A 24,915-nucleotide genomic window follows, 5' to 3' on the forward strand; every position below is an offset into this window, starting at 1 on the left:
ACCTACCACAGCGCAATGTCATACGTGAGGTACAGCCGATTGCTGTCGCGCCCGCGCGCGGTGTCGGAGCGATAGACGTAGTTGCGCAGCTTCACCCCCAGGCCCTTCAAGGTGCCGGCCGGTACCACGTAGGCGAGTTCGATGTCGCGCTCCCACTCGTTCACGCCGGCAGGGCCCGACTTGCCGTCCGAGCCGCTGATGTAGCGGGTCATGAAGCTCAGGCCGGGCATCCCAAGCTGCTTGAAGTCGTAGCCGTAACTGGCGAGCCAGGTCTTTTCATCTTCTTCGATGAATTTGCCGATGCCGACGTTGCTGAACGAGTACACGGTAGCACCGTTGATGTAGGGCAAGCCGCCGTCGCCGTGCAGCTGCTGGTAGCCGGCGGCAACGGTGTGGCCCGCAATCGCGAAGCTCAGCTGACCGCTGAGCATGCCGTTGTCGATCTGTCCGGAATAGTGGTTGCCTTCGTCCCGGCTGAGGAAATACCGCAGGTCGCTGGTCAATGTGCCGGTGCCCAGCGGCAGGGTGTGCAGCAGGCCGAAGAAGTCCTGGCTGTAGAAGTCATCGAGCTGGCCGCGAAAGTAGCTGAGTCGCAGCTGCTTGTTCACCGTGTAGTCGGCGCCGGCATAGGTGAAGTCGCCACCTTCTTTGCCGGAATAGCCGTCGGGGATGATCGAACGGCTGTCTGTGGAGTCACGCAGCTTGAACTGATCGAGTTGGCCGGCGGTGAGCAGCCAGCCCTCGAAGTCCTTGCTGACGAGTTGAGTGCCTTGATAGGTCTGCGGCACCAGGCGTGCATCGTTGTAGACCAGTACCGGGGTCTTGGGCAGCAGGGTGCCATGCTTGACCACGGTTTGCGCGACGCGGGCCTTGGCGGTGAGGCCAAGGCTGGTCGACTCGCCGGCGGCGCGGCCATCGCTGTGCACGGGCAGCAGCCCTGTGCCGCTGCGGCCGCGACCGGAGTCGAGCTTGACGCCCAGCAGGCCCAGGGCATCGAAGCCCACGCCGACGGTGCCTGGGGTATAGCCGGATTGGAAGTCCAGCAGCACGCCCTGCGCCCATTCGGTTCGCTCGCTTTTGGCAGTGGCCGCCGCGCGTGCGCTCAGGCCGTTTTCATCGCGAAAGTTTTCGTTGAAGTACACGTTGCGTAGTTGCAGTTTCAAGGTGCTGTCTTCGATAAAACCTTGGGCCAGGGCCGAGCCTTGGAGCAATACGCTCAGGCACGGCAAGGCGAACCCGCCGATCAGGGTTGTACGCATCAGATGGACTCTCTTCTTGTTATGAATAGCGGGGGATCAGGTTCACGCGAACAAGGTGATTGCACCTGTCAGCAGTGCCAGGGCGGTCACTACCAGGGAGGTCAGCACCGCCCATTTGACGGTTGCCTTCTGAAAGTCGCCGATGTCGCGGTCGACCATGCCGACCAGCAATAACGTGGACGCTACCAGCGGGCTCATCAGGTGCACCGGTTGGCCAAGGATGGAAGCTCGGGCGATTTCCACGGGGGAGATGCCATAGGCGGCCGCAGCGTTGGCCAGGATCGGCACTACGCCGAAATAGTAGGCGTCGTTGGACAGCACGAAGGTCAACGGCATGCTGGTAACCGCAACCACCAGGGGAAACAGGTGGCCCCAGGACGGCGGAATCATGTCGACCAGCGACTGTGCCAGGGCGTCGACCATCTTGGTGCCGCTGAAGATGCCCGCGAATACACCCGCTGCAAACACCAGCAGCACCACCGTCATGGCGTTGCCGGAATGGGCGAGGATGCGTTCTTTCTGGATGTCGAGTTGCGGGTAGTTGATCATCAGTGCCAGCACGAAGCCGATCAGAAACAGTACCGCCGAGTGAGCCAGGCCCATCACCAGCGCCACCATCACGCCGATCACCAGCAGCAGGTTGATCCAGACCAGCTTGGGCCGCTTGTACGGTTGATCGCCAAGGATCGCCTCGATATAGCATTCGCCGCCGCCGCTTTGCAGCTGCACGCTGCCGATGCGCTTGCGCTCGGCCCTGCCCAGCAGGTACGCCGTGAACACCACCCAGGCGGCGCCCCCGGCCATGGTCGGCAGCAACGGAATGAAATACTCGCTCGCGTCGATGCCCAGCACGGCGATGGCTCGGGTGGCAGGGCCACCCCAGGGCGACATGCCGCTCATGATGCCAAGCGCCAGCATCGCCACGGTGGCCAGGACCATCGGGTTCATGCCGATGCGCTTGTACAGGGGCAACATGGCCGCGCAGGTGATCATGTAGGTGGTGGTGCCATCGCCATCCAGCGCAACGGTCAGCGACAACAGCGCGGTGCCGATGGCGATCTTCACCGGGTCGCCATTGACCTTCTTGAGAATCTTGCGAATCAGCGGGTCGAACAGGCCGGAGTCGATCATCAGGCCGAAGAACAGGATGGCGAACAACAGCAGCGCGGCAGACGGCGCGACCACTTTCAGGCCATCGAGGATCATCTTGCCGGTGGATCCGCCGAACCCGCCAATGACGGCGAACACGATCGGCACCACGGTCAGTGCAACGATGGGCGACAAGCGTTTGGACATGATCAGGTAGGTGAACACGACCACCATGGCTAAGCCTAACAGCGCCAGCATATGAGTTATCTCTTGTAGTTATTTGAGGAGTTGCGCTGATGCAGAAGCAGGTCGATCAGGGTGAAGCGGGTATTGCCTCAACCGGCCAGCCGGTGAGCATTAGGAACATGGACATTGCCTGAGAACAGCCTGCGCGCGGTTCTGACCACCGACGCCCGTACGATGCTGGCATTGTGCCCGACGTAAGACAGGCCGACTTCGATGGCGCCACTGGGGTGTTCGAGCTTCACAGTGGTCAGACGCTTCTCATGGCGCTGGCCGAGCATGCGTTCCAGCACCGTGCCGTCGGTGACACAGGCGGTCGCCAAGCCGATCGAACCGGTAATGGCCAGCGCCGTGTGGCAATTGTGCGGCATGAAGTAGCGCACCTGCAGCGTACCGCCGGCCTGGGCCGGGGCAACCAGTACAGGCTTGGGAATGACTTTGTCGGTAACGTCACCCAGCCCCATCAGTTGGCCGGCGCGCAGGCGAAGGGTTTCCAGTTTGTGCAGGAAGTCCTTGTCGGCGTCGAGTTCAGCCGGGCTTTCGCTGCCGGTCTTGCCCAGCTGAGCCGCTTCGACCAGCATCATCGGCATGGCCATGTCGATACAGGTGACGGGTACGTCGCCCAGCCAGTCCACCGTGGCACCGGTGGGAAACAGCTTGCCGGTCTTGCTGCCGGCGGCATCGAGAAAGGTCAGCCCCACCGGGGCGGCCGTACCGGGTACACCGTCGATCGCGGTATCGCCTTCGTAGGTGACCTTGCCGTCGGGCGTGCACACATCGGCGCAGACGAACGTACCGGTATTGAGGTTGCGAATGCGTACTTGGGTCACGCCCGACTGCGCCTGGACCAGGCCTTGGTCGATGGCGAACGGGCCGACTGCGCAGAGCATGTTGCCGCAGTTGGGCGCGGTGTCCACGCGTCGTTGCGAAACCATCACTTGGACGAACAGGTAGTCCACGTCCGCGTCCGGGTGATCGGAGCGCGACACGATGGCCACCTTGCTGGTCTGCGGGCTGCCGCCGCCAATGCCGTCGATCTCGAGCTCATGCCCCGAGCCCATCGCGTCCAGCAGCATCTCGTCGCGCTCGTCGGATCTGACCGGTAAATCGGACGCCAGAAACACTGGCCCTTTGGAGGTCCCGCCACGCATCAGTACGCAAGGAATCAGTTGCATAAGTCACGACTCTGGTAATCAATGGACGTCATTGATGTATTGGAGTGAAGATTTACACAGCTTGAATTGCTAGATCCAATGCAAATATCGTAGCGATTATTCCATCAAACGAAATAAACAAGCGGCTGGAGCGTTCCGGCAGGGGAGAGCGAAATTCATGCAATATGAGCTGGTCGACATACGATCATTCGTGAAAATCGCCGAAGTGGGCAGTTTTCACGAGGCGGCGGATCAGCTGCACATTTCTCAGCCGGCACTGACCCGGCGTATCAAGAAGCTTGAAGAAGGTCTGGGCACATCACTGCTCGACCGGACCACTCGCCGAGTCAGCCTGACCAGCGTCGGGCGCGACTTCCTGCCCAAGGCACGGCGCCTGCTCGACGATTTCGAAGACTCCATTCTCAACATCAAGGAGTTGGCCGAGCGGCAGGTAGGGCAGGTGACGTTGGCGTGCATTCCCACGGCGGCGTTCTATTTCCTGCCTTCGGTCATTCGTATCTACAACCAGCAATACCCGCAGATTCGCATCAGGCTTCTGGACCTCAGTGCCAACGAGGGGCTGGAGGCCGTTCTGCGTGGCGAGGCGGATTTCGGTATCAACATGATGAGCGGCCAGCATCCGGACATCGAGTTCCATGCCCTGGTCAAGGAGCCGTTCGTGCTGGCTTGCCGGCGCGATCATGAGCTGGCGAGCCGCAAGTCGGTGAAGTGGACCGAACTGGCGGGCCATCAACTGATCGGGGTCGGCAGGCTGAGCGGCAATCGCATGCTGCTCGACAACGCCCTGGCAGGCTTGCCCTGGCGCTTGAAATGGTTCTACGAGGTGCAGCATCTGTCCACGTCGCTGGGCTTGGTGGAGGCCGGCTTGGGTATTTCAGTGATGCCCAGCCTGGCCATGCCGGCCGGGGAGCATCCCACCCTGGTGAGCGTACCGCTGATCGAACCGGTCGTGGACCGAACCCTGGGCCTGGTCACGCGACGGGGCAGCTCGCTGTCGCCCGCCGCCGAGAAGTTCGTCGCGATCTTGCTGGAGCAGTGGCCGCAATAGTCACCCGACCTGAGACGCAGGCGCCGCAGGTCGAACGATCATTGGTCCGCTGCCAGAGCGCTTAGCGTGGCACCGAATCCAGCCCGGTGGCACGTACCGCTTGCTGTGCAGCGGGTGAGGCCAGGTACTGGAGCAGTTGTTTGGCTTCGGCGGGATGCTGGGCGTTTTTCGGAATGCCGGCGGCATAGCGAGTCACTGATTGTACGTCTTCCGGGATCTTGCCAACGAAGGTGATGCCGGGAATCGGCAGCAGTTCGGCGACTTGCTGGAAGCCCAGTTGGTAGTCGCCCTTGGCAACCACGGAAGCCACGGGAATGCGCTCGATCATCTTGCTCTTGGGCGCCAGTTGATCTTCGATGCCCAGTTTCTTGTACAGCTGTTTCTCGATATAGACGCCACTGGCGCTGTCGGAGTAGGCCACCGACTTCGCCGCCAGCAAGGTCTGCTTGAGTTCGGCGTCAGTGCCGATGGCAGGTTTCGCCGCGCCCGCCTTGACCGCCAGGCCAATGCGCGAATCGGCAAGTTCGACCCGCGAGCTGGCGTCGACCTTGCCCTGCTTGATCAGCTCATCCAGCGCGTAGCCCACCATGATCACCACGTCGGCGTGTTCTCCACGGTCCAGTCGATTGGGAATGGCTTCCTGGGCCTTGCCCATGGACGGTCCCAGAAGGGTGTTCAGGGTGTTACCAGTGTCTTTGGTGTAGCCGGGAGCCAAGCTTTTGTAGGCGGCAGTGAAGCCACCGGAAGTCATTACGGTCAGCTCTTGGGCTTGGGCGAGAGGACTTAGCACAAAGGCGGCGAGGGCCAGTGCGGGCAGGGTTTTGACGAACGATTTCATGGTGACTCCAGCGCTTTCGAGAGTGTTTGTAACTAGGTGTAACAGAGCATTCTCGGGTAAACCGGACGTCAGGGTAATTGTTGATTTCGCATGAATCGATGCATGAACGCGATCAATGCGCTATTGAAGTTCGATATTCGCTTGGCCACGGCCGCCGTTCAGGTGCGGAAAATCTCGGCGGCCTGGTCGATCCTGCCGTGCCCGGTCAACCACCTGGCGAGCACGGCAATGAAACCTAGAACTGGTACTTCACCAACAAACTCGCAGTGTTCTGGTCGGTGGTGAAAGAGCCGTCATCCTTGATGCCATATTTGTCGGACCAGTAATCGTATTCCACGCCGACATACAGATGCTTGGCCTCATAACCGAGGCTTTTGCCAAGGTCATATTTGATCTGGGGGTTGAAATGCAGGTTGGCGTGGTAGTCGGACTGGTTGTTGCCATGGCCGCTCTTGTTGTTCACCACCCAGTCGATGAAACCGTCGATCAGCAGGTTCGAGTTGCCCAGCGGCAGGGTGTAGGACCAGGCCGGAGTGATCTGCCAGGCGCCTGACGGGACGCGGTTGCCATCGGGTTTGCGGTAGTAGAAGTTCAACTGGAAATAGTCGAAGCCGGGAATGGCCAGATCGAAGCCCGGACCTATCAGGTAAGCGTCTACGTCGTCATCGCCGAACTCGTAGGTGGTGGCCAGCAGTATGTCTTTCACCGGCCCGAACGACAGGTCCTGGCCCAGCAGCTTGCCGGCGCTGAAGCGCGGGCTGAACTCGCCATACAAACTGTAATTGCCGTTGCCGGACCGGGCGCCGTTGTACCAACTGTTGTCGACGAAGGCGAACAGATCGCCCCACGTCCATGCGCTGGCATGTTCCAGTGTAATGGTTTGCTGGATGGCCGGATCGACGTTGTAATTCTTGCCATACAAATACGACACACTTTCGCCATGCCACAACAGTGGTCCTTGTGCATGAACGCTTCCTGCTCCCAGCAGACCCAACATGCACAGTGATGCTCCCCAAGCGTTTTTCATGTTTTACCCATCAATCAATGTTTTATTCAGAGCGCACCGGTATTGGTTGGACGCATGTCCAGGACCGGGCACCGTATTGGTGGGCAGACCACGCAGTTCGATAGCTGAACCTGCACAAGGCGCAGGGGTGTAGCGCAATGGCGTCTTGAAAACCGAAACCGGTTGTACGACGCTTCTTGTTCAATCGCGGTCAATCGCAAAGGGTCCCCAGGCCTGGCGCACGGGGACCATTTCCAGGCGGTTGATATTGATGTGGGCGGGCAGTGTGGCGACGTGGAAAATCTGCTCGGCGATATCGTCCGCCGTCAGTGGGGTCGTGCCTTGATACACCTGGCCTGCAGCCTTCTCGTCGCCCTGGGTGCGCACCAGGGTGAATTCGGTTTCGGCGATGCCGGGGGCCACGTCGGTGACGCGTACGCCCGTGCTGAGTAAATCGCAGCGCAGGTTATAGGAAAACTGTTTGACGAAGGCCTTGCTCGCGCCATACACGTGACTGCCGGGATAGGGGCATGCACCGGCGATCGAGCCAATGTTGATGATGCTGGTGCCGGCGCCGGTTTCCAACAGCGCCGGCAGGACCGCATGGGTGACATTGACCAGGCCGGTGACGTTGGTGTCGATCATGGTGTGCCAGTCGTCGAGGCTGGCCTGCTGCGCCGGCACGGGTGCCAGGGCCAGGCCGGCATTGTTGATCAGTGCCGTCACGCCCTGGAAAGCCTCGGGCAAGCCGGCGACCACTGCGGCGACGGCCGCGGCATCGCGCACATCCATGGCGGCGACATGCACGGGCACGCGCGCAACCAGTTCATCCTGCAGGGCATGCAAGCGCTCCAGGCGCCGCCCGGTGAGAATCAACGACCAGCCTGCCTGCGCAAAACGACGGGCCGTTGCCCGGCCGAAACCGGACGTTGCGCCGGTGATGAAAACAGTACCGCTCATGTTGAAACCTCGACAGGTGAAAATCGGTCAACGTCGCTCTTCGCGAACATAGGGCTCACCCAGCGCGCCGGGCTGGCTGGCGCCCGCACGCTTGCTGGCGGCAACCCAGACCATGACCGCCAGGGTCACGGCATAGGGCGTCATCAGCATGAAATATTGCGGCAGTTGCACCCCGGCGGCGGCCAGTTGCGGAATCAATGCCTCGATGCTGCCGAACAGCAGGGCACCGGCGAAGGCGCGCCAGGGCGACCAGCGGGCGAAGATCACCAGCGCAATGGCGATCCAGCCACGACCGCCGGTCATGTCGGCGATCCACATCTTGGTACTGAGCACGGCGATGAACCCACCGGCCAACCCCATCAGCGCACTGCCGGCCAGAATCGCGGCCAGTCGATAGCGCAGCACTGGCAGGCCCGCGGCATCGGCAGCCTGGGGGTTTTCGCCAACGGCCCGCAGCTTCAGCCCCGTGCGCGTTCGATTCAGAAACCAGACCACCGCAACAAAGATCAGCACGGTGAGGAACACCATCGGGTTCTGCCTGAACAGACCGCCGACCACCGGTAGCTCGCTCAATGGCCAGAGCTCCACGGCCTGCAAACCGCTGACCGGGCGATTGGTCCAGCCCAGCAGGGTGCCGAGCAGCCCGGTAAGGCCCTGACAGAAAAACACCAGGGCCAGGCCGGCGATCACTTGGTTGATGCGCAGCACCAGCACCATCAGCGCGAACAGCAGCGAGACCGCACTGGCGGCAAGCATGGCGGCGAGCATCGACAGCCCCGGCAGGCCGAGCGTCAACTGCATGCCGATGCCTGCCAGGGCGCCGACCAGCATCATGCCTTCGGCACCCAGGGCCAGCACGCCGGCGCGCTCGATGATGATCAAGCCCAGCGCCGCGAGGGCGAAGGGCACGGCGAATTCGGGAACGCTGCTCAGCCAGTAAGTCACCAGATCCATCACTGTTCTCCTGCCTGGATGCGCCGCAAACGGTGGCGTATGAAGAAGTCCGACGAGGCCACGCAGATCACCAGGATGGCCTGAATCAGCTGCACCATCGAAAAGGGCACCTGGTAGAACACCTGCAGGTTGCGCCCGGCGACGAACAGCATCGCCACCAGAAGCGCGACCACGGCGGCCGCGAACGGGTTGTTGCGGGCCAGGAACGCAATGAGGATTCCGGAGAAGCCGTAGCCCTGGTAGAACGACTGGGTCAGCCGACCTTCCTGGCCCGCGCTGACGATGAAGCCTGCCACCCCGGCCAGAGCGCCGGAGAGCAACACGGTGCCGAGGATCATCCGCCGTACGGGGACGCCGACCGCGCTGGCGACCTTGGGGTTGGCATCGACGAAGCGCAGGTACAGTCCGGCGCGCGATACGCTGATGAACCACACGGCCAGGGCCATGATGACCAGGGCGATAACGATCGCCACGTTGTAGCCGGCGAACAGGTCCGGCAGGCGTTCGAACGGCTGGAAGGCCGGTGAGTAGGGGAAGTTGTCCCGCGGGTCTTTCCAACTGCCGTAGAGCAGGTGCAGCAGAAAGTTGGCGGCGATGTAGTTGAGCATCAGGGTCGAGATCACTTCGTTGACCTTCAGGCGCAACTTCAGCAGAACCGGAGCCAGGGTCCAGAGCATCGCGCAGGCGATGGCAGAAGCCATCATCAACGGCAGGCGCAATGCTTCGGGGCCGATCTGGAAGATCGAGACGGCCGCGGCGCCAATGCCACCCCAGATCATCTGGCCTTCCAGGCCCAGGTTCCAGAACCTGGCGCGGAATGCCAGGCAGCCAGCCATGCCGACCAGGATCATCGGCGCCGCCTGGAACAGCACGGCCTTGAAGTTGCCGGCATCGAGCAGCGTCTGCCCGACGAACTCTTCCAGCAGTTGATCGGCCGGCATGCCCGCTGCCACCAGAATGGCTGTGCTCAAGGCCAGGCCGACGATCACCGCGAGGCCGATCACCAGGGCTTGGCCGCTCCAGCCCATCTGCTGGCGCAGCTCCAGGGTGTAGCGTCTGCCGAGCAAGGGTTGGCGTGGCGCCTTGGCCAGCGGTTGGGAGAGTTCAGTCATGGCTTACCATCGCTTTGCCAATGGCCTGGCGGTCTGCCGGGCAGTCGAATTCGGCGACGATGCGGCCGCCATTCATCACACCGATGCGATCGGCCAAGGCCATGACCTCGTCAAGGTCTTCGCTGATCACCAGCACGGCGGCCCCGGCGTCACGCGCGGCGCGCAGGCGTGCATGCACCGCCTGGCTCGCGCGCACGTCCAGGCCACGGCTGGGGCTATGCACCAGGATCAGCCGCGGATCACGGCTGAACTCGCGTGCGATCACCAGCTTCTGGGCGTTGCCGCCCGACAGCAGCGCCGCTTTCTGCTGCAGCGAGCGCACACCCTGCACATCGAAATCGGCCACGGCCTGGGCGGCATCGTCCAGCATGCGTTGGCCGCGCAAGCGCAGGAAGGAGCCGTAGCGCCCATCGTGCAATTGGCCGATGGCGAAGTTTTCCGCTACCGAGAGCGAGCCGGCCAGCGCGGCGCCGTATCGATCGGCAGGGATGGCAGCGATACGCAGGGCCCGGCGCTGTGCCGCGCTGGCGTTGCGCAGGTCGCCGAAGGGCTGCAGATGGATATCCCCTTCGGTGGGCTGTTCAAGGCCCATCAGGGCATTGGCCAATTCGCCCTGGCCGTTGCCACCGACGCCGGCAATGCCGTAGATCTGCCCGGCGCAGAGCGTCATGTCGACACCCCGCAGCGCGCCGGTGCCGGCCACGCTGGTGAGGTTCCTGACCCGCAGCAACGGCTCGCCAGGCGTTGCCGGCAACACCGCGCCGCGGGGCGCCGACTCGCCCACCGTCAGGCGCACCAGTTCTTCGATGCTGACGCCTTGCGGGTCCAGGGTCTTTATCGTGCGGCCGCCGCGCATGACCGTGACCCGGTCGGCATAGCGTTTGACATCGGCCATTTTGTGAGTGACCAGCACTACGGCGGCGCCCTGGCGGGCAAAGGACTGCACGGTGCTCAACAAACGCTCGGCTTCCTGGTCGGTAAGCACGGCGGTCGGCTCATCGAGAATCAGGATGCGCGCCCCGGCCAGCAGCACCTTGAGGATTTCCACGCGCTGCTGCTCGGCCACCGACAGGGTCTCTACCACCTGGCGCGGATCGAGGACGAAGCCCAGTTCCTCGGCCTTGCTGGCGATGGTCTGTTCCAGCGCTGCAAGCCGCTTGCGATAGCTGCCTTCACCCGGTTGCTCGGGCAGGGCCAGCAGGATGTTCTGCGCCACGGTGAAGGGGCGCACCAGTTTGAAGTGCTGGTGAACCATGCCGATGCGGTGCCGGCTGGCATCCTTCGGGCTGTTCAGCCGCACGCTGTTATCGTCGATCAGCACGCTGCCGGTTTCCGGTGCGTACAGGCCTGCGGCAATGTTCATCAGGGACGACTTGCCGGCGCCGTTCTCGCCGAGCAGGGCATGCACCTCGCCCCAGCGTGCGCTGAAGTCGGCTTCGCTGAGCGCCTTGAAACCGTCGAACGACTTGCTGATACCGGTGAGTTGAAGCGCGTTGGCCTGGCTCATTTCTGCGTCTTCACGCCTTCGACGAACCAGTCCATTTTCCACAGGTCCGGATCGCTCATGACCTGGTCGGGAGCAAGCCGCTGTTGGCCATCGCGGTCGGCCATGGGGCCTTTGTAGAGGGTTTTCGTGCCCGCCAGCAGTTCAGCCCGGGCGGCTTCGATCTTCGCCCGATTCTCGGGGCTGATCGCGGCGTCCTTGGTCAGGCTGATATCGGTGCCGCCCTGCTGCATCGACAGCAACGCGCCGTTGGCCTCGGGTACCCAGTTGCCCGCCATGATTTTCTTGATTTCAGGCGTAAGGAAGCGATCCCACACCCACATCGACGAGCACACCGTGGCTTTGGGCGCGAACTCGCTCAGATCCCGATGATGACCGGTGCCATGAATACCGCGCTCTTGTGCCACGATCTGCGGAGTAGGGCTGTCGACATGCTGGCCGATCACGTCGATGCCGTTGTCGATCAGCGCCATGGTCGCGGCGCGCTCCTTCACCGGGTCGTTCCACGCACCGGTGTAGATGACGGTGACCGTGGCGGCGGGATTGATTTGCTGAGCGCCCAGTTCGTACGCGTTGATGGTCCAGTTGACCTGGCCGAAGGGGTTGGCGGCAACGAAGCCCAGCTTGCCTGACTTCGACGCCGCCCCAGCCGCCATGCCGCACAGGTATTGGCTTTCGTAGGTGCGGCCGTAGAAGGATTCGAGGTTGGCGGCGTTGGTGGTGCCCGAACCATTGAGGAAGGCTACCTCGGGGTATTTCTTCGCCAGCGCCAGGAAGGTGTCGGAGTAGCCGAATGCGGTGCCGATGATGATGTTGGCGCCGCGCGCGATCAGCCGGTCGACCACGGGGGTGACGGCCGCAGCGTTTTCAGGGACGCTTTCGACGTACTGGATTTTCTGATCCAGGCTTTTTTCCAGCTTGAGGCGAGCTTCGTCGAAAGCCTGGGTCCAGCCACCGTCGTTGCGCGGGCTGATGTAGACCATGGCGATCTTGGCCGGGCCCTTGAGGGTCAGGCCCTCGGCGTATGCCGCACTCCCTGTCCCGTAGGCCGAAGCGGCGAGCAGCATTCCTGGCAGCAGTGTCTTGAGCATGAGGCGCCTTCCTGAAATATGAGCGTGGGGCAGCAGGGCGCTGCCAGGGCCAGGAATCTGCCCTTGGCCGCCCGAAGCTCGAAAGCAGCATCCGTGCCATATCAGAAAAACGCTTGTTTAACAGTTGCTTGAGTTATTCATCAAGCTTAATTCAGAGCAGTTGGTCCGAAGTAGAGCACTTGGTTTGTGCGCCCGGCACGATTACGGGGCGCTCAGCTGGCTCGGGGACGCACGCCATCGAGTATCAACCCGCGCAACCCCACCAGGACCTCTTCGAAGAACACCGGATCGTGCAAGGTCTTGCCGGTCACTGCCTCCACCTGGGTGCGGAAGTCGGCGTAGTGCTGGGTGGTTGCCCACAGCGAAAAGATGAAGTGGTGCGGGTTGACCGGCGCCAGTTGGCCCGTCGCGATCCAGTGCTCGATCACCGCGACCTTGGTGTCGACGGTTTCGCGCAGGGGCTGCTGCAGTTCACTGAGCATCAGCGGGGCGCCCTGCATGATCTCCATGCAGAACAGGCGCGATTCCGCTGCGTGATCCCGGGACAGTTCGAGCTTGGCTTTTATATAGGCACCGATGGCCTCTACCGGGTTCTTGTCGGCAGTGAAGTACTGCAGGGGGCTCAGCCAGACCTCCAGCAACTGCCTGAGCACGCTCAGGTAAAGGTCGTCCTTGCTGGAAAAGTAGTACAGCAGATTGGTCTTGGACACGTCGGCCCGGGTGGCTACCTGATCAAGACTGCTGCCGTGCAGGCCATAGCGCGAGAACACATCCAGTGCGGCGCCCAGTATCGCGGTGCGCTTGCTTTCCATCAGTTGCAGCCGGCGCTTGAGTGCCGCGGCGCTGGGCTCTCGGGTCGCCTTGACCGCAGGCTTGGGCTTGACGTTGCGCGCGCGCTTGGCACGGGGCTCGTTGGCGGGTGGCTGTTCTTTCACGCGACTGGAACCTGCAGCTGGATGTAGGCGGCCATGATAACGGGCGAATGTCTGCCGACGATACAGGCAGGGCAGCGGCGTGCATCGTTTTGCACCGGCAGCCGGAAAAAGCGCACAAACCAAGTGCTCTACTTCGGACCAATTGGTCCACCAATACGCCTGTTTAATTCATAAGTTTATGAAAAGCATAGCTTAATCAAACCTGGCCCGATCCCTGCTAAGTACCCTTTCATGCGCAACCTGTCCGGTGCGTAACGCTCATTACTCAGAGAGGGACCCACATGGATATCGGTGTTTTCACTCCTATTGGCAACAACGGCTGGCTGATTTCCGAAAACGCGCCGCAGTACCTGCCCACCTTCGAATTGAACAAGCAGATCGTGCAGAAGGCCGAGCACTATGGCTTCGACTTTGCGCTGTCGATGATCAAACTGCGCGGCTTCGGCGGCAAGACCGAGTTCTGGGAACACAACATGGAGTCGTTCACGCTGATGGCTGGCCTGGCCGCCGTGACCAGCAAGATCCAGTTGTTCGCCACCGTAGCCACCTTGACCATTCCGCCGGCCATCACCGCACGCATGGCGGCAACCATCGACTCGATTTCCAATGGCCGCTTCGGCGTCAATCTGGTCACCGGCTGGCAGAAACCGGAGTACGAACAGATGGGCCTGTGGCCCGGCGACGAGTTCTTCGGTACCCGCTACCAGTACCTGGGCGAATACGCGCAGGTACTGCGCGATCTGTGGAGTACCGGGCGCAGCGACTTCAAGGGTGAACATTTCACCATGCAGGACTGCCGTGTCAGCCCGCGTCCGCAGGCCGACATGAAGCTGATCTGCGCCGGCCAGAGCGAAGCGGGCATGGCCTTCTCGGCGCAATACGCCGACTACAACTTCTGCTTCGGCAAAGGCGTCAACACCCCGACCGCGTTCGCCCCCACCGCCCAGGCGCTGGTCGAGGCCAACAAGAAGACCGGGCGCCACGTGACCTCCTGCGTGCTGTTCATGATCATCGCCGCCGACAGCGACGAGGCAGCACGTGCGCGCTGGGAGCACATCAAGGCCGGTGCCGACCAGGAAGCCATTGCCTGGCTGGGCGAGAAGGGCTCGGCAGACAAAAGTGCCAGCTCCAACCTGCGGCAGATGGCCGACCCCACCTCGGCGGTCAACATCAACATGGGCACCCTGGTCGGCTCGTGGGCCAATGTGGCGCGCATGCTCGACGAAGTCGCCAGCGTGCCGGGCACCCAGGGCGTGATGCTGACGTTCGACGATTTCGTGCAAGGCATCGAAGACTTCGGGCAAAAGATACAGCCGCTGATGAGCAGCCGTCGCCACGTGCTGCGCACCCTGGAGGCCGTGTGATGAATACGCCCGTGAACGTTTCCGGCGTGTCCCTGCCGCTGGACCCGCACCCTGCCCGTGAACTGCCCGCCCGCCCCGAAGCGCTGCGCATGAAAGCCAGCGAAACCGCGCTGGTGGTGGTCGACATGCAGAACGCCTACGCCACGCTGGGTGGCTACCTGGACCTGGCCGGCTTCGATGTGTCGAGCACGGGGCCGGTGATCGCCGCCATTCAGCGATCCATTTCGGCAGCCCGCGCCGCTGGCATCCCGGTGATTTTCTTCCAGAACGGCTGGGACCCGTCCTACGTCGAGGCCGGCGGGCCCGGCTCGCCCAACTGGCACAAGTCCAATGCGCTGAAAACCATGCGCAAGCGCCCCGAACTGCAAGGGCAGCTGCTGGCCAAGGGCGGTTGGGATTATGCCCTGGTCGACCAGCTCAAGCCCCAGCCGGGCGACATCGTGGTTGCGAAGACCCGCTACAGCGGCTTCTTCAACTCCACCTTCGACAGCACGCTGCGCGCGCGCGGCATCCGCAACCTGGTGTTCACCGGCATTGCCACCAACGTGTGCGTCGAGTCGACCCTGCGCGACGGCTTCCATCTGGAGTACTTCGGCGTGGTGCTGGCCGATGCCACTCATCAGGCGGGCCCCGCATTCGCTCAGCAAGCCGCGTTGTTCAACATCGAAACCTTCTTCGGCTGGGTCTCCAGCGTCGATGACTTCTGCACCACCTTCGCCCCTGTCGGGCAACCCTCCTGAGGACGCACAGATGACCAAGCAATCGATTATCCCTGCAGGCACCGGCAAGCCCCTGGCGCCGTTCGTTCCGGGTTCGCTGGCCGATGGCGTGCTGTACGTCTCGGGCACCCTGCCGTTCGACAAGGACAACAACGTGGTGCACGTCGGTGACGCGGCAGCGCAGACCCGTCACGTGCTGGAGACCATCAAGGGTGTGGTGGAAACGGCCGGCGGTACCCTGGATGACGTGACCTTCAACATGATCATGATCCGCGACTGGGCCGACTACCCCAAGGTCAACGAGGTGTATGCCGAGTACTTTGCCGGCGAGAAACCTGCGCGTTATTGCATCCAGTGCGGTCTGGTCAAGCCCGATGCGCTGATCGAAATCGCCAGCATCGCTCACGTCGGCTGACGCTCAACCCGGAGGTTTCCATGTATCACTCCATTCAAGGTCGCCAGGACCCCAGCGCGCCTACTTTGCTGCTCAGTTCCGGTCTCGGCGGCTCGGCCGGGTTCTGGGCCGGTGATCTGGCGCTGCTCGGCGAGCATTTCCGGGTCGTGACCTACGATCACGCCGGCACCGGGCGCAGCCCTGCGCAACTGCCCGAAGGCTACTGCATCGCGCACATGGCCGAAGAGCTGCTGGCACTGCTCGATGAACTCGACATCGAACAGTGCCATTTCATGGGCCATGCCCTGGGTGGACTGGTTGGGCTGGAACTGGCAGCGATGTGCCCGGAGCGGTTGAGCAGCCTGGTGCTGATCAACGCCTGGAGCAGCCCCAATCCGCACAGCGCCCGTTGTTTTGCGGTACGCAAGAACCTGCTGCGCCACTGCGGCTCGCAGGCTTACGTACAAGCGCAGGCGTTGTTCCTGTATCCCGCCGACTGGATCGCCAGCAACGGCGCGCGTCTGGCCGAAGACGAGGCCCATGCTCTGGCCCACTTTCCCAGCCATGACAACCTGCTGCGGCGGATCAACGCGCTGGAAACCTTCGACATCGAATCGCGGCTGCAAGGCATTCACACGCCCACGCTGCTGATCGCCAACAGGGATGACATGCTGGTGCCGTGGCAGCGTTCCCGGCACCTGGCCGATCGGCTGCCCAATGCCACGCTGGTGGTACTCGAATACGGCGGGCACGCGTCAAGCGTCAGCGACCCGCAACCCTTCCATCATGCTGTGCTGGACTACTTTCAAGGACTCTCACTATGACCGTGCCTCATTCGCTTCCCGTCGAGCGTCAAGCCTTTCGTGACGCCATGGCCGGCCTGGCCGCCGCCGTGAACGTCATCACCACCGACGGCCCCCATGGGCGCGCGGGTTTCACTGCCACGGCGGTGTGCAGCGTGACCGACCAGCCGCCGACGCTGCTGGTGTGCATCAATCGCACTGCATCGGTGTACGAGTCGTTCACGGGCAACGGCACGGTGTGCGTCAACACCCTGGGCAATGGCCAGCAAGCCTTGTCCAATGCCTTTGGCGGCAAGACGCCCCAGGCGCAGCGCTTCGAGGGCGGCTGCTGGAGCCAGGGGGTCACCGGTGCGCCGATACTGGAAGGTGCCAAGCTGTCTTTCGACTGCAAGATCACCAGCAGTACCAGCGTCGGTACCCACGACATTCTGGTGTGCGAAGTACTGGATATTCGCCAGCAAAACGAAGCCGATGTGCTGGTCTACTTCGCTCGCCGCTACCACGAGCTGGCCGGCACCCAGGCCAGCGCCTGAACGCAGTGGTCAGTCAGGCTTGCTCATCAACATGAACAGGCGAAACAACACCACGCTGGGCAGCAGCTGCAGGAAGCTGTTGACGCTGTCCACCAGCAGCCGCACCAGCGTGGGCTGGGTGTCGGTCCAGGCCATGGCGCTCAGGCCGTCGAGCAGCCACAGCGGGATCATGATCGCCAGCAGGGTGAACAGGATCGGCCAGAACTTGCCCTTGGTCATGTCGAAGCTTTCGCGCATGGCCTGCAAGGGGGTGATGTTGCGCAGCACCAGCAGGTATTCCGAGAACGACAGCTTGATCATCAGGTACAGGCCCGGCAGCACGAACAGCCACATGCCGAACATGATCAGCAGTGTGCTGAGGGCAGCCATCAGGGCGAAGCGTGGCCACAGGTGCAAGGCCTTGCCCAGCAGGTGCCGACCCTGCGGCTCGTAGCCGTCGGTGCGGGCGTCGAGAAACAGGATCAGTGCGGCGGTGTACAGCGGGTAGAACAGCAAGCCCACCGCCACGTCGTACATGACAGTGGCGTCGGGGCCACTGGCGCGCGCCACCAGTTCGCGCGCCAGGGCCTCGCAGACCACCAGCGGCAGGCACAGGCGCAGAATCGCCCACAGGTTGATGCGGAAGAAATAGAACGAGTCGCGCAATACGATCAGCGGGTTCATGGGGCCGGGTCACAGGTCAAAAAGCAGGTCGACACTTTAGCCGATGGTGGCGCTTTTCAACACCCGGCCCGCAGGCTGCGAACGGCGGCAACGGGGGAGGGTGAACAAAGTTTAATCGCGGCCGGTCATTGAAAGGCGGGGCGCCAGCCCCATCATTGAAGCAGAACCGACGCACTGTGCGCCGGCTGTACCCATTTTGTGGGCAATCGAGCGAGGTCGCCATGAACACTGATGAACAAAGCTTGATCGACGGTCTGTTCACCCGCCTCCAGCAGGCCGAAAAAGATGGCAGTGCGCGTGATGCGCAGGCTGACGAACGCATCAAGGGGCATGTGGCCGCCCAGCCGGCCGCGCCTTATTACATGGCGCAGGCGATCCTGGTCCAGGAAGCGGCGATCAAGCACCTGAGCGAGCAGAACCAGCAGCTGCAGACCGAATTGCAACAGGCGCGCAGCCAATCGGCAGCACCGGCACAGCAGGGCGGTGGTGGTTTCCTGTCGAGCATTTTCGGTGGCGGCACTCGCGATGCACAGCAGCCTGCGCGGGCAGTGCAGCCGCAGGGCAATGGCTGGCGCGAGCCGGCCCGCCAGGCGCCGGCGTACCAGCCACCGCCACAGCAGAACTACGCCGCCCCAGGTGCTCAGGCGCCGGCCGCAGGTGGCGGTTTCATGCGCGGCGCCCTGCAGACGGCCGCGGGTGTGGCCGGTGGTGTGATGCTGGCGCAGGGCATCAGCAGTCTGTTTCATCACGACAATCCGCAGGAGGTCGTCGAGGTGATCAAGGAAGAGCCCGCCCAGGCCAGCGACGGCGGTGGCTGGAACGAAAGCGGCGATGCCCAACAGGTCAGCAATGACAGCTGGAATGAACAGGGTGGTTTGGCGGATGCCGGTTATGACAGCGGCGATGACGGCGGCTTCATGTCCGAGGATGATGATTTCGTGTAAAGGCCGAGGGCCTCTTCGCGGGCAGAGGGCTCGCCGCCCGCCCCGCTCCCACAGGATCGCGCACAACCCTGTAGGAGCGGGTCTCTGCCCGCGAAGAGGCCGGCACAGTCACCCCCATCTCCACCCCATCCTTGCCCCAACACTGGCATACTGGCTATCCAGAAGCTCAGGCGCCCAGCGCGACGAGGAAGTGCGGTGAAGAAGATCGCGGTGTTCGCCGATGTACAGAACCTTTACTACACCGTGCGCCAGGCCTACGGCTGCCATTTCAATTACGCCGCGCTGTGGGCCGACATCGGCCAGCGTGGACAGATCGTCGAAGCCTATGCCTACGCCATCGACCGTGGCGACAGCAAGCAGCAGCAATTCCAGCAGATCCTGCGCAACCTCGGCTTCACGGTCAAACTCAAGCCCTATATCCAGCGCAGCGATGGCTCGGCCAAGGGCGACTGGGACGTGGGCATCACCATTGATATCATGGACGCCGCCGATCACGTCGACGAAATCGTGCTTGCTTCGGGCGACGGCGACTTCGACCTGCTGCTCGACCGCATTATCGGCAAGCACGGGGTCGAGGCCGTGGCCTATGGGGTTCCGGGCCTGACCGCCAACTCACTGATCCGCGCCGCCACCCGCTACGTGCCCATCGAAGGCGCGTTGCTGCTGAAGAACTGAGGTTTCACCGCTTTGGAACGCATTGCTGTCATCGACTTCGAAACCACTGGCATCTCGCCGAACATGGGCTGTCGCGCCACGGAAATCGCCGTGGTCATGCTCGAGCGCGGCGAAATCGTCGGGCGCTACCAGAGCCTGATGAACGCCGGCCTGCCCGTGCCTGGCTTCGTTGCCAGCCTCACCGGCATCACCACGGCCATGGTACGCAAGGCCCCACCGGCCGCCGAGGTCATGGCCGAAGTGGCCGAGTTCGTCGGCAGCACGCCGTTGCTTGCGCACAATGCTTCCTTCGACCAGAAGTTCTGGGACCACGAGCTGAGCCTGCTGCGCCGGGCACGGGTGCAGAGTTTCGCCTGCTCGATGTTGATGGCCCGGCGCCTGTTCCCTGGCGCGCCGAATCACAAGCTGGGCACCTTGACCCAGTGGGCGAAACTGCCACACACCGGCCAGGCTCACCGGGCCATGGCCGACGCCGAGATGGCCGCCAACCTGACCCAGCACCTGGCGCTGGAACTGCGCGAACGCCACGGGCTGGCCGAGGTGTCCCATGGGTTGTTCTGCACGCTGCAGAAAGTGCCGATGGCGAAGATGCGCGAGGTGTTGCAGAAGTATCGGATGGGCTAGGGCTGGAGGGCCTCTTCGCGGGTAGAGGGGAGTGCCGCCCGCGCCGTTCCCATCAGGAAAGAATAAAAACACACCATGGATGACCTTTGAAATGCCTGCCAAGTCCCGCTTCCCCCTGCTGCTCATCGGCGCTTTTCTGGCCCTGTACTTCGTCTGGGGCTCGACGTACCTGTTCATCCGTATCGGCGTCGAGTCCTGGCCACCGTTGCTGATGGCCGGGGTGCGCTTTCTCATCGCCGGAACCCTGCTGTACAGCTTCCTGCGCCTGCGCGGGGCGCCCAACCCCAGCTGGCCGCAATGGCGCGCAGCCGGGTGCGTGGGCATCCTGCTGCTCAGTTGCGGCAATGGTGGGGTCACGGTCGCCGAGCACGCCGGGGTGTCCTCCGGCGTGGCGGCGCTGGCCGTGGCCACCGTGCCGCTGTTCACCCTGTTCTTCGGCCTGTTTCGCGGCCAGCGCAATACTCGTCTGGAGTGGGCCGGCATCGTCCTCGGGCTGATCGGCATTGGTCTGCTCAACCTGGGCTCCAACCTGCAGGCCAGCCCGCTGGGCGCCGCCTTGCTGATTTTCGCGGCGGCCGCCTGGGCCTTTGGCTCGGTATGGAGCCGCAGCCTGCCATTGCCCCAGGGCGCCATGGCAGCAGCGGCGGAAATGCTCATCGGCGGCGCGGTGCTGCTGCTCGGCAGCCTGATTTCCGGCGAGCGCCTGCAGCAATGGCCGACCGCCGCCGGCTGGGGCGCGCTGGCCTACCTGGTGTTCTTCGGTTCGATCGTGGCCTTCAGTGCCTATATGTACCTGCTCAAGCACGTGCGTCCGGCAGCCGCCACCAGTTATGCATACGTCAACCCGGCAGTGGCCGTGCTGCTGGGCATTCTCTTCGCCGGCGAGCACATCGGCGTCGAGGAGTGCGTGGCGATGGCGGTGATCATCGGTGCGGTGGTGTTGATCGGGGTGCCGCAATGGCGCAAGGCGAAAGCGCTGCCGACAGGGTAAACTGCCGGCCATTGCGAAACATCTTCTGACGGTAGACCCATGACATTCGCCACCCTTGGCCTGATCGAACCCCTGCAGCGCGCCCTTGAAACGCTTGGCTACCAGACGCCGACCCCGGTGCAGACCCAAGCCATTCCGGCAGTGCTGGCCGGCCGCGACCTGATGGCTGCGGCCCAGACCGGCACCGGCAAGACCGCCGGTTTCGCCCTGCCATTGCTGCAGTTGCTGGCCATGGAAGGGCCCAAGGTGGCAAGCAATTCGGTGCGCGCGCTGGTGCTGTGCCCCACGCGCGAGCTGGCCGAGCAGGTCCACGCCAATATCGTCGAGTACGGCGAGCACCTGCCGTTGAGCACTTATGCCGTGTACGGCGGGGTCAGCATCAATCCGCAGATGATGAAGCTGCGCAAGGGCGTCGACCTGCTGGTGGCGACGCCTGGGCGTCTGCTCGATCTGTATCGGCAGAACGCGGTCAAGTTTTCCCAGCTGCAGACCCTGGTGCTGGATGAAGCGGATCGCATGCTCGACCTGGGCTTTTCCGAGGAGCTGCGCGACATCTATGCGGCCTTGCCGAAGAAGCGTCAGACCTTGCTGTTCTCGGCGACCTTTTCCGATGCCATTCGCTTGCTCGCCGGGCAGATGCTCAACGACCCGCTGAGCATCGAAGTCAGCCCGCGCAACGTGGCGGCCAGCTCGGTGCAGCAGTGGATCGTGCCGGTGGACAAGAAGCGCAAGGCCGAGCTGTTCTGCCATCTGTTGAAGAAGCAGCGCTGGAAACAGGTGCTGGTGTTCGCCAAGACCCGTAACGGCGTCGACGCGTTGGTCGAGAAGCTGCAAGGTCTGGGTGTCAACGCTGATGGCATCCACGGCGACAAGCCCCAGGCCACGCGCCAGCGCGCGCTGGATCGCTTCAAGGCCTCGGAGGTGCAGATCCTGGTGGCCACCGATGTTGCCGCGCGCGGCCTGGACATCGAAGACCTGCCGTTGGTGGTCAACTTCGACCTGCCCATCGTTGCCGAAGACTACATTCACCGCATCGGTCGCACCGGTCGCGCCGGGGCCACCGGTGAGGCTATCTCGTTGGTCTGCGCCGACGAAGTGCAGTTGCTGTCGGCCATCGAAACGCTCACCCGGCAGACGCTGAAGCGCGTCGACGAGCCTGACTTCGTGCCCGACCACCGCGTGCCGGACACCGATGCCAGCGGCCAGGTGGTGAAGAAACCGAAAAAGCCGAAGAAGCCCAAGGTCAGTGGCAGCAAGAGGAACCTGGGCAAGTGGGTCGACAGCGGTGACTCACCGGTGGATGCGGTGCCGGTGGTCAAGCCAGTGCGCAAGGTCCCGGTGTTCAATACCGGGCCGCGCAAGCGCAAGCCTTGAGGTGTGTGGGGGGCTGAGGGCCTCTTCGCGGGCAGAGCCCGCTCCCACAGGTTAAAGGGAATGCCGACCCTGTGGGAGCGGGTCTCTGCCCGCGAAGAGGCCCCCTGCGGTAAACATCACCCCCGCGCCAGCCACTCCAGCACGCCATCCGCCGCGCGCCGCCCGCTGGCGAAACAGGCTGTCAGCAGATAGCCGCCGGTAGGCGCTTCCCAGTCCAGCATTTCACCCGCGCAGAAGGTGCCTGGCACGGCGTTGAGCATCAGGTGCCGATCCAACCCTTGCAAGTCCACACCGCCCGCCGTGCTGATGGCCTCGTCCAGCGGCCGCGCGCGCACCAGCGTCAGCGGCAGGGCCTTGATCGCCAAGGTCAGCGCATCGAGGTCGGCAAAGGCTTGCGCATCGGTCAGCTCCCGCAGAAGGCCGGCCTTCACCCCTTCCAGGCCCAGTTGCCCCTGCAGGTGCCGGGCCATGCTTTTAGACCCCCGCGGCTTATGCAACGCGGCCCGAACCTTATCCACAGGACGGTCCGGCAGCAGGTCCAGATGCAGGGTCGCTTTGCCTGTGCGGTTGATCGCCTCGCGAATCCCGGCTGACAGTGCATACACCAAACTGCCTTCCACCCCTGTTTCGGTCAGCACGAATTCACCCCTGCGCAAGGGCTCGCCAGCCAGCCCGAGGGCAACGTTCTTCAACGGTACGCCGGCAAACTTCTCCCGCAGCAGCGCGCTCCAGCCCGGCACTTCGAAGCCGCAGTTGGAGGGTTGCAGCGGCTTGATCGGTACACCGCGATCATGCAACCACGGCACCCAGGCGCCGTCGGAACCCAGCCGCGCCCAGCTAGCGCCACCCAACGCCAACACCGTGGCATCCGCAGGTATGGCCAACTCGCCTTGTGGATTGGCGATGCGCAAGCTGCCGTCGGCGTTCCAGCCCAGCCAGCGGTGGCGGGTGTGGATAACCACGCCGGATTCGCGCAGGCGCTTGAGCCAGGCCCGCAGCAGCGGTGCGGCCTTCATGTCGGCGGGGAACACCCGCCCGGAGGTGCCGACGAAGGTGTCGATACCCAGGCCATGAATCCATTCGCGCAGCCGTGACCCATCGAATGGGTCCAGCCATGCTCGAACGTCCTGCGCACGTTCCGCATACCGCGAAACGAAAGCCGGGTAGGGCTCGGAATGGGTGATGTTCATGCCGCCGACGCCTGCCAGGAGGAATTTGCGGCCCACCGAGGGCATGCCGTCGTAGACGTCGACGGCCACGCCGGCAAGGCTCAGCACTTCGGCGGCCATCAGGCCCGCCGGGCCGCCGCCGATCACGGCGACGCGAGGGGAAGAAGAGTGCATGTATGCGGATCGACAGGGAAAGAACGAGAATTCTACACGGCTCGTTCCGCTCCTGTATCCACAGCCGTCGCTGATCAAAATGTGATCACATCACTGAAAGCCCCACAGCGCAAGGCCTGCAGCCTGTTTTGCGCAGGTTATCCACATGCGGTTGCACAGCGGATGTGGGTAACTGGCGCGTGCGCTTGCAAAACCGCTCGACATCACTGATCAAAAAATGACCGCTTCGCTCATACCCCCGCCTGCACGGCACGCCAGGCGCTTATGCGCAGATTATCCACAGGCAGTTGCACAGCGATTGTGCGTAACTTATCCACCGCTGCGCCGGTGTGCATAACTCATACGGTCAGGAAGAACACCATCAACAAGGGCCCGACCACCGTCAGCAGAAAACCGCTGACCAGGGCCACCGGGAGCAATTGTGGCGGGCACTTCTGCTTGATGATCGGCAAGGTCGAGTCCAGGGATGTGGCACCGCCTGCAGCGATGCATTGCAGCGGACGCCGCGCGCCCAGGCTGTAGAGCAGACCGATGGCGAGGATCTCGCGGAACAGATCGGTCAGCAGGGCCATGGCGCCGAAGGCTTCACCGGCATGGTGGCCCACCAGCACGCCGGACAAGGTGAACCAGCCAAAGCCACTGGACAGCGCCATGGAAATGGCCAGCGGCTGGCCGGTGGCCCAGGCTGCGAGCAGGCCGCCCAGCAACGAGCCGATCACCACCATCGCGGGAATCTTCAGCGTGCGCAGCGAGTACCACGACGGGTCGGGCCGGACTCCGTAGAGGTCCAGCCCAACCAGCACGATCAGTACATAGAGGAAGTAGCTGGTCGAAGGCCAGGCGAAACCCGAGCCGTCGGCCGCGCCCCACAGGTGATACATGCCGACGCCCAGCGCCAGGGCGAGCAGCGCGATCAGACACTCCTTGAGCGGTGGGACAATGCCCGCCAGCCCCTGACGCGCCGACGCTGGGTGGGCCACTGCAGCAGCGGTGCCCCACGACAGCATCAACCAGGGCACGGCGGTGGTGAGCAGGGCGAAGACCAGCGCGGTGAGCGCCGATTCGCGTGCCGAGTTCAAGGCGCCCAAGACATTGCCGAATTCGTAGCCGATCGAAAACAGCAGCAGCCAGATGAATGGGGTGATCAGCTTCACCAGCCGCTGGCGCAGTGCGGGGCTGATGAAGATTGCCAGCAGCCAGCCGCCGGCCAGCGCCAGCAGAATGGGCAGGAGTGAAGCGACGATCGAAAGCATTGTTGCAGGCCTTGTGCAAAA

At 63.1% G+C, this 24,915-nt stretch carries 25 protein-coding genes; 11 read left to right on the top strand and 14 right to left on the bottom strand.

Annotated features, from left to right (window positions below; translation table 11 throughout):
• Window positions 1-2: 2 nt before the first annotated feature.
• The 3 genes from IFT76_RS11525 to IFT76_RS11535 all read right to left on the bottom strand — a co-directional run bounded on the left by IFT76_RS11525 (window position 3) and on the right by IFT76_RS11535 (window position 3,766).
• Window positions 3-1,259, bottom strand: coding sequence for an OprD family porin (locus IFT76_RS11525; protein ID WP_192058464.1), 1,257 nt, complete (start codon window positions 1,257-1,259; stop codon window positions 3-5).
• A gap of 42 nt (window positions 1,260-1,301) precedes the next feature.
• On the bottom strand, window positions 1,302-2,606 hold the full coding sequence (locus IFT76_RS11530) for a CitMHS family transporter (RefSeq protein ID WP_192054825.1): 1,305 nt from the start codon (window positions 2,604-2,606) through the stop codon (window positions 1,302-1,304).
• A 77-nt stretch (window positions 2,607-2,683) separates the two neighbouring features.
• Window positions 2,684-3,766, bottom strand: coding sequence for a 4-oxalomesaconate tautomerase (locus IFT76_RS11535; RefSeq protein WP_192058466.1), 1,083 nt, complete (start codon window positions 3,764-3,766; stop codon window positions 2,684-2,686).
• A gap of 157 nt (window positions 3,767-3,923) precedes the next feature.
• Here IFT76_RS11535 and IFT76_RS11540 point away from each other — a divergent pair, with 157 nt between their 5' ends.
• Entirely contained in the window at window positions 3,924-4,814 is an 891-nt protein-coding gene (locus tag IFT76_RS11540; RefSeq protein WP_043192710.1) for a LysR family transcriptional regulator, read from the top strand.
• Window positions 4,815-4,875: 61 nt separating this feature from the next.
• Here the strand turns inward: IFT76_RS11540 and IFT76_RS11545 are convergent, their stop codons facing one another.
• From IFT76_RS11545 to rutR, 8 genes are all read right to left on the bottom strand, one after another.
• Complete coding sequence (locus IFT76_RS11545) at window positions 4,876-5,652, bottom strand: substrate-binding domain-containing protein (protein ID WP_192058467.1); 777 nt, start codon at window positions 5,650-5,652, stop codon at window positions 4,876-4,878.
• A gap of 235 nt (window positions 5,653-5,887) precedes the next feature.
• On the bottom strand, window positions 5,888-6,679 hold the full coding sequence (locus tag IFT76_RS11550; protein ID WP_192058469.1) for an outer membrane protein OmpK: 792 nt from the start codon (window positions 6,677-6,679) through the stop codon (window positions 5,888-5,890).
• Window positions 6,680-6,859: 180 nt separating this feature from the next.
• Window positions 6,860-7,618, bottom strand: a complete 759-nt coding sequence (locus IFT76_RS11555) for an SDR family NAD(P)-dependent oxidoreductase (RefSeq protein ID WP_192058471.1) — start codon at window positions 7,616-7,618, stop codon at window positions 6,860-6,862.
• Window positions 7,619-7,645: 27 nt separating this feature from the next.
• Window positions 7,646-8,572: an ABC transporter permease gene (locus IFT76_RS11560; protein WP_192058473.1), complete on the bottom strand. Its 927-nt coding sequence runs from the start codon at window positions 8,570-8,572 to the stop codon at window positions 7,646-7,648.
• The gene (locus tag IFT76_RS11565; protein WP_192058475.1) at window positions 8,572-9,684 is read right to left on the bottom strand and encodes an ABC transporter permease; all 1,113 of its coding nucleotides are present in this window, start codon (window positions 9,682-9,684) and stop codon (window positions 8,572-8,574) included. The genes IFT76_RS11560 and IFT76_RS11565 overlap by 1 nt, the downstream gene beginning before the upstream one ends.
• On the bottom strand, window positions 9,677-11,191 hold the full coding sequence (locus IFT76_RS11570) for an ABC transporter ATP-binding protein (protein WP_192058476.1): 1,515 nt from the start codon (window positions 11,189-11,191) through the stop codon (window positions 9,677-9,679). The genes IFT76_RS11565 and IFT76_RS11570 overlap by 8 nt, the downstream gene beginning before the upstream one ends.
• The gene (locus IFT76_RS11575) at window positions 11,188-12,279 is read right to left on the bottom strand and encodes a BMP family ABC transporter substrate-binding protein (protein WP_185795164.1); all 1,092 of its coding nucleotides are present in this window, start codon (window positions 12,277-12,279) and stop codon (window positions 11,188-11,190) included. The genes IFT76_RS11570 and IFT76_RS11575 overlap by 4 nt, the downstream gene beginning before the upstream one ends.
• A 212-nt stretch (window positions 12,280-12,491) precedes the next feature.
• Entirely contained in the window at window positions 12,492-13,214 is a 723-nt protein-coding gene (rutR, locus tag IFT76_RS11580) for an HTH-type transcriptional regulator RutR (RefSeq protein ID WP_192058478.1), read from the bottom strand.
• Between the two features lie 281 nt (window positions 13,215-13,495).
• On the opposite strand from rutR, the gene rutA reads away from it, so the two are divergent.
• From rutA to rutF, 5 genes are read left to right on the top strand one after another with little or no spacing between them, the layout of a single operon-like run.
• Complete coding sequence (gene rutA / locus IFT76_RS11585; RefSeq protein WP_122475453.1) at window positions 13,496-14,578, top strand: pyrimidine utilization protein A; 1,083 nt, start codon at window positions 13,496-13,498, stop codon at window positions 14,576-14,578.
• Complete coding sequence (rutB, locus tag IFT76_RS11590; protein ID WP_192058479.1) at window positions 14,578-15,318, top strand: pyrimidine utilization protein B; 741 nt, start codon at window positions 14,578-14,580, stop codon at window positions 15,316-15,318. Before rutA ends, rutB begins: the two co-directional genes overlap by 1 nt.
• A 10-nt stretch (window positions 15,319-15,328) precedes the next feature.
• Window positions 15,329-15,712 (top strand): pyrimidine utilization protein C, encoded by a 384-nt coding sequence (gene rutC, locus IFT76_RS11595; RefSeq protein ID WP_122475450.1) that lies wholly within the window; start codon window positions 15,329-15,331, stop codon window positions 15,710-15,712.
• A gap of 20 nt (window positions 15,713-15,732) precedes the next feature.
• Window positions 15,733-16,515 (top strand): pyrimidine utilization protein D, encoded by a 783-nt coding sequence (rutD, locus tag IFT76_RS11600; RefSeq protein WP_192058481.1) that lies wholly within the window; start codon window positions 15,733-15,735, stop codon window positions 16,513-16,515.
• Window positions 16,512-17,027, top strand: coding sequence for an NADH-dependent FMN reductase RutF (gene rutF / locus IFT76_RS11605; protein WP_122795430.1), 516 nt, complete (start codon window positions 16,512-16,514; stop codon window positions 17,025-17,027). Before rutD ends, rutF begins: the two co-directional genes overlap by 4 nt.
• 9 nt (window positions 17,028-17,036) lie before the next feature.
• On the opposite strand, the gene IFT76_RS11610 is transcribed toward rutF, so the two are convergent.
• A complete protein-coding gene (locus IFT76_RS11610; protein ID WP_122475444.1) occupies window positions 17,037-17,690 on the bottom strand; it encodes a YciC family protein in 654 nt (217 codons plus the stop codon).
• Window positions 17,691-17,911: 221 nt separating this feature from the next.
• On the opposite strand from IFT76_RS11610, the gene IFT76_RS11615 reads away from it, so the two are divergent.
• From IFT76_RS11615 to IFT76_RS11635, 5 genes are all read left to right on the top strand, one after another.
• The gene (locus IFT76_RS11615; RefSeq protein ID WP_192058483.1) at window positions 17,912-18,634 is read left to right on the top strand and encodes a DUF2076 domain-containing protein; all 723 of its coding nucleotides are present in this window, start codon (window positions 17,912-17,914) and stop codon (window positions 18,632-18,634) included.
• A 195-nt stretch (window positions 18,635-18,829) separates the two neighbouring features.
• A complete protein-coding gene (locus IFT76_RS11620) occupies window positions 18,830-19,309 on the top strand; it encodes a LabA-like NYN domain-containing protein (RefSeq protein WP_043192734.1) in 480 nt (159 codons plus the stop codon).
• A 12-nt stretch (window positions 19,310-19,321) separates the two neighbouring features.
• A complete protein-coding gene (locus tag IFT76_RS11625; RefSeq protein ID WP_185795169.1) occupies window positions 19,322-19,933 on the top strand; it encodes a 3'-5' exonuclease in 612 nt (203 codons plus the stop codon).
• A 91-nt stretch (window positions 19,934-20,024) separates the two neighbouring features.
• Window positions 20,025-20,924, top strand: a complete 900-nt coding sequence (gene yedA / locus IFT76_RS11630; protein WP_192054804.1) for a drug/metabolite exporter YedA — start codon at window positions 20,025-20,027, stop codon at window positions 20,922-20,924.
• 39 nt (window positions 20,925-20,963) lie between these two features.
• Entirely contained in the window at window positions 20,964-22,298 is a 1,335-nt protein-coding gene (locus IFT76_RS11635; RefSeq protein ID WP_192058484.1) for a DEAD/DEAH box helicase, read from the top strand.
• A gap of 116 nt (window positions 22,299-22,414) precedes the next feature.
• On the opposite strand, the gene IFT76_RS11640 is transcribed toward IFT76_RS11635, so the two are convergent.
• Both IFT76_RS11640 and IFT76_RS11645 read right to left on the bottom strand, forming a co-directional pair.
• Window positions 22,415-23,641, bottom strand: a complete 1,227-nt coding sequence (locus IFT76_RS11640) for a TIGR03862 family flavoprotein (protein ID WP_192058486.1) — start codon at window positions 23,639-23,641, stop codon at window positions 22,415-22,417.
• A 338-nt stretch (window positions 23,642-23,979) separates the two neighbouring features.
• A complete protein-coding gene (locus IFT76_RS11645) occupies window positions 23,980-24,894 on the bottom strand; it encodes a lysine exporter LysO family protein (protein WP_192058488.1) in 915 nt (304 codons plus the stop codon).
• Window positions 24,895-24,915 lie beyond the last annotated feature (21 nt).

The organism is Pseudomonas sp. CFBP 13727 (assembly GCF_014841915.1).
GTDB classification, from domain to species: Bacteria; Pseudomonadota; Gammaproteobacteria; order Pseudomonadales; family Pseudomonadaceae; genus Aquipseudomonas; species Aquipseudomonas baltica.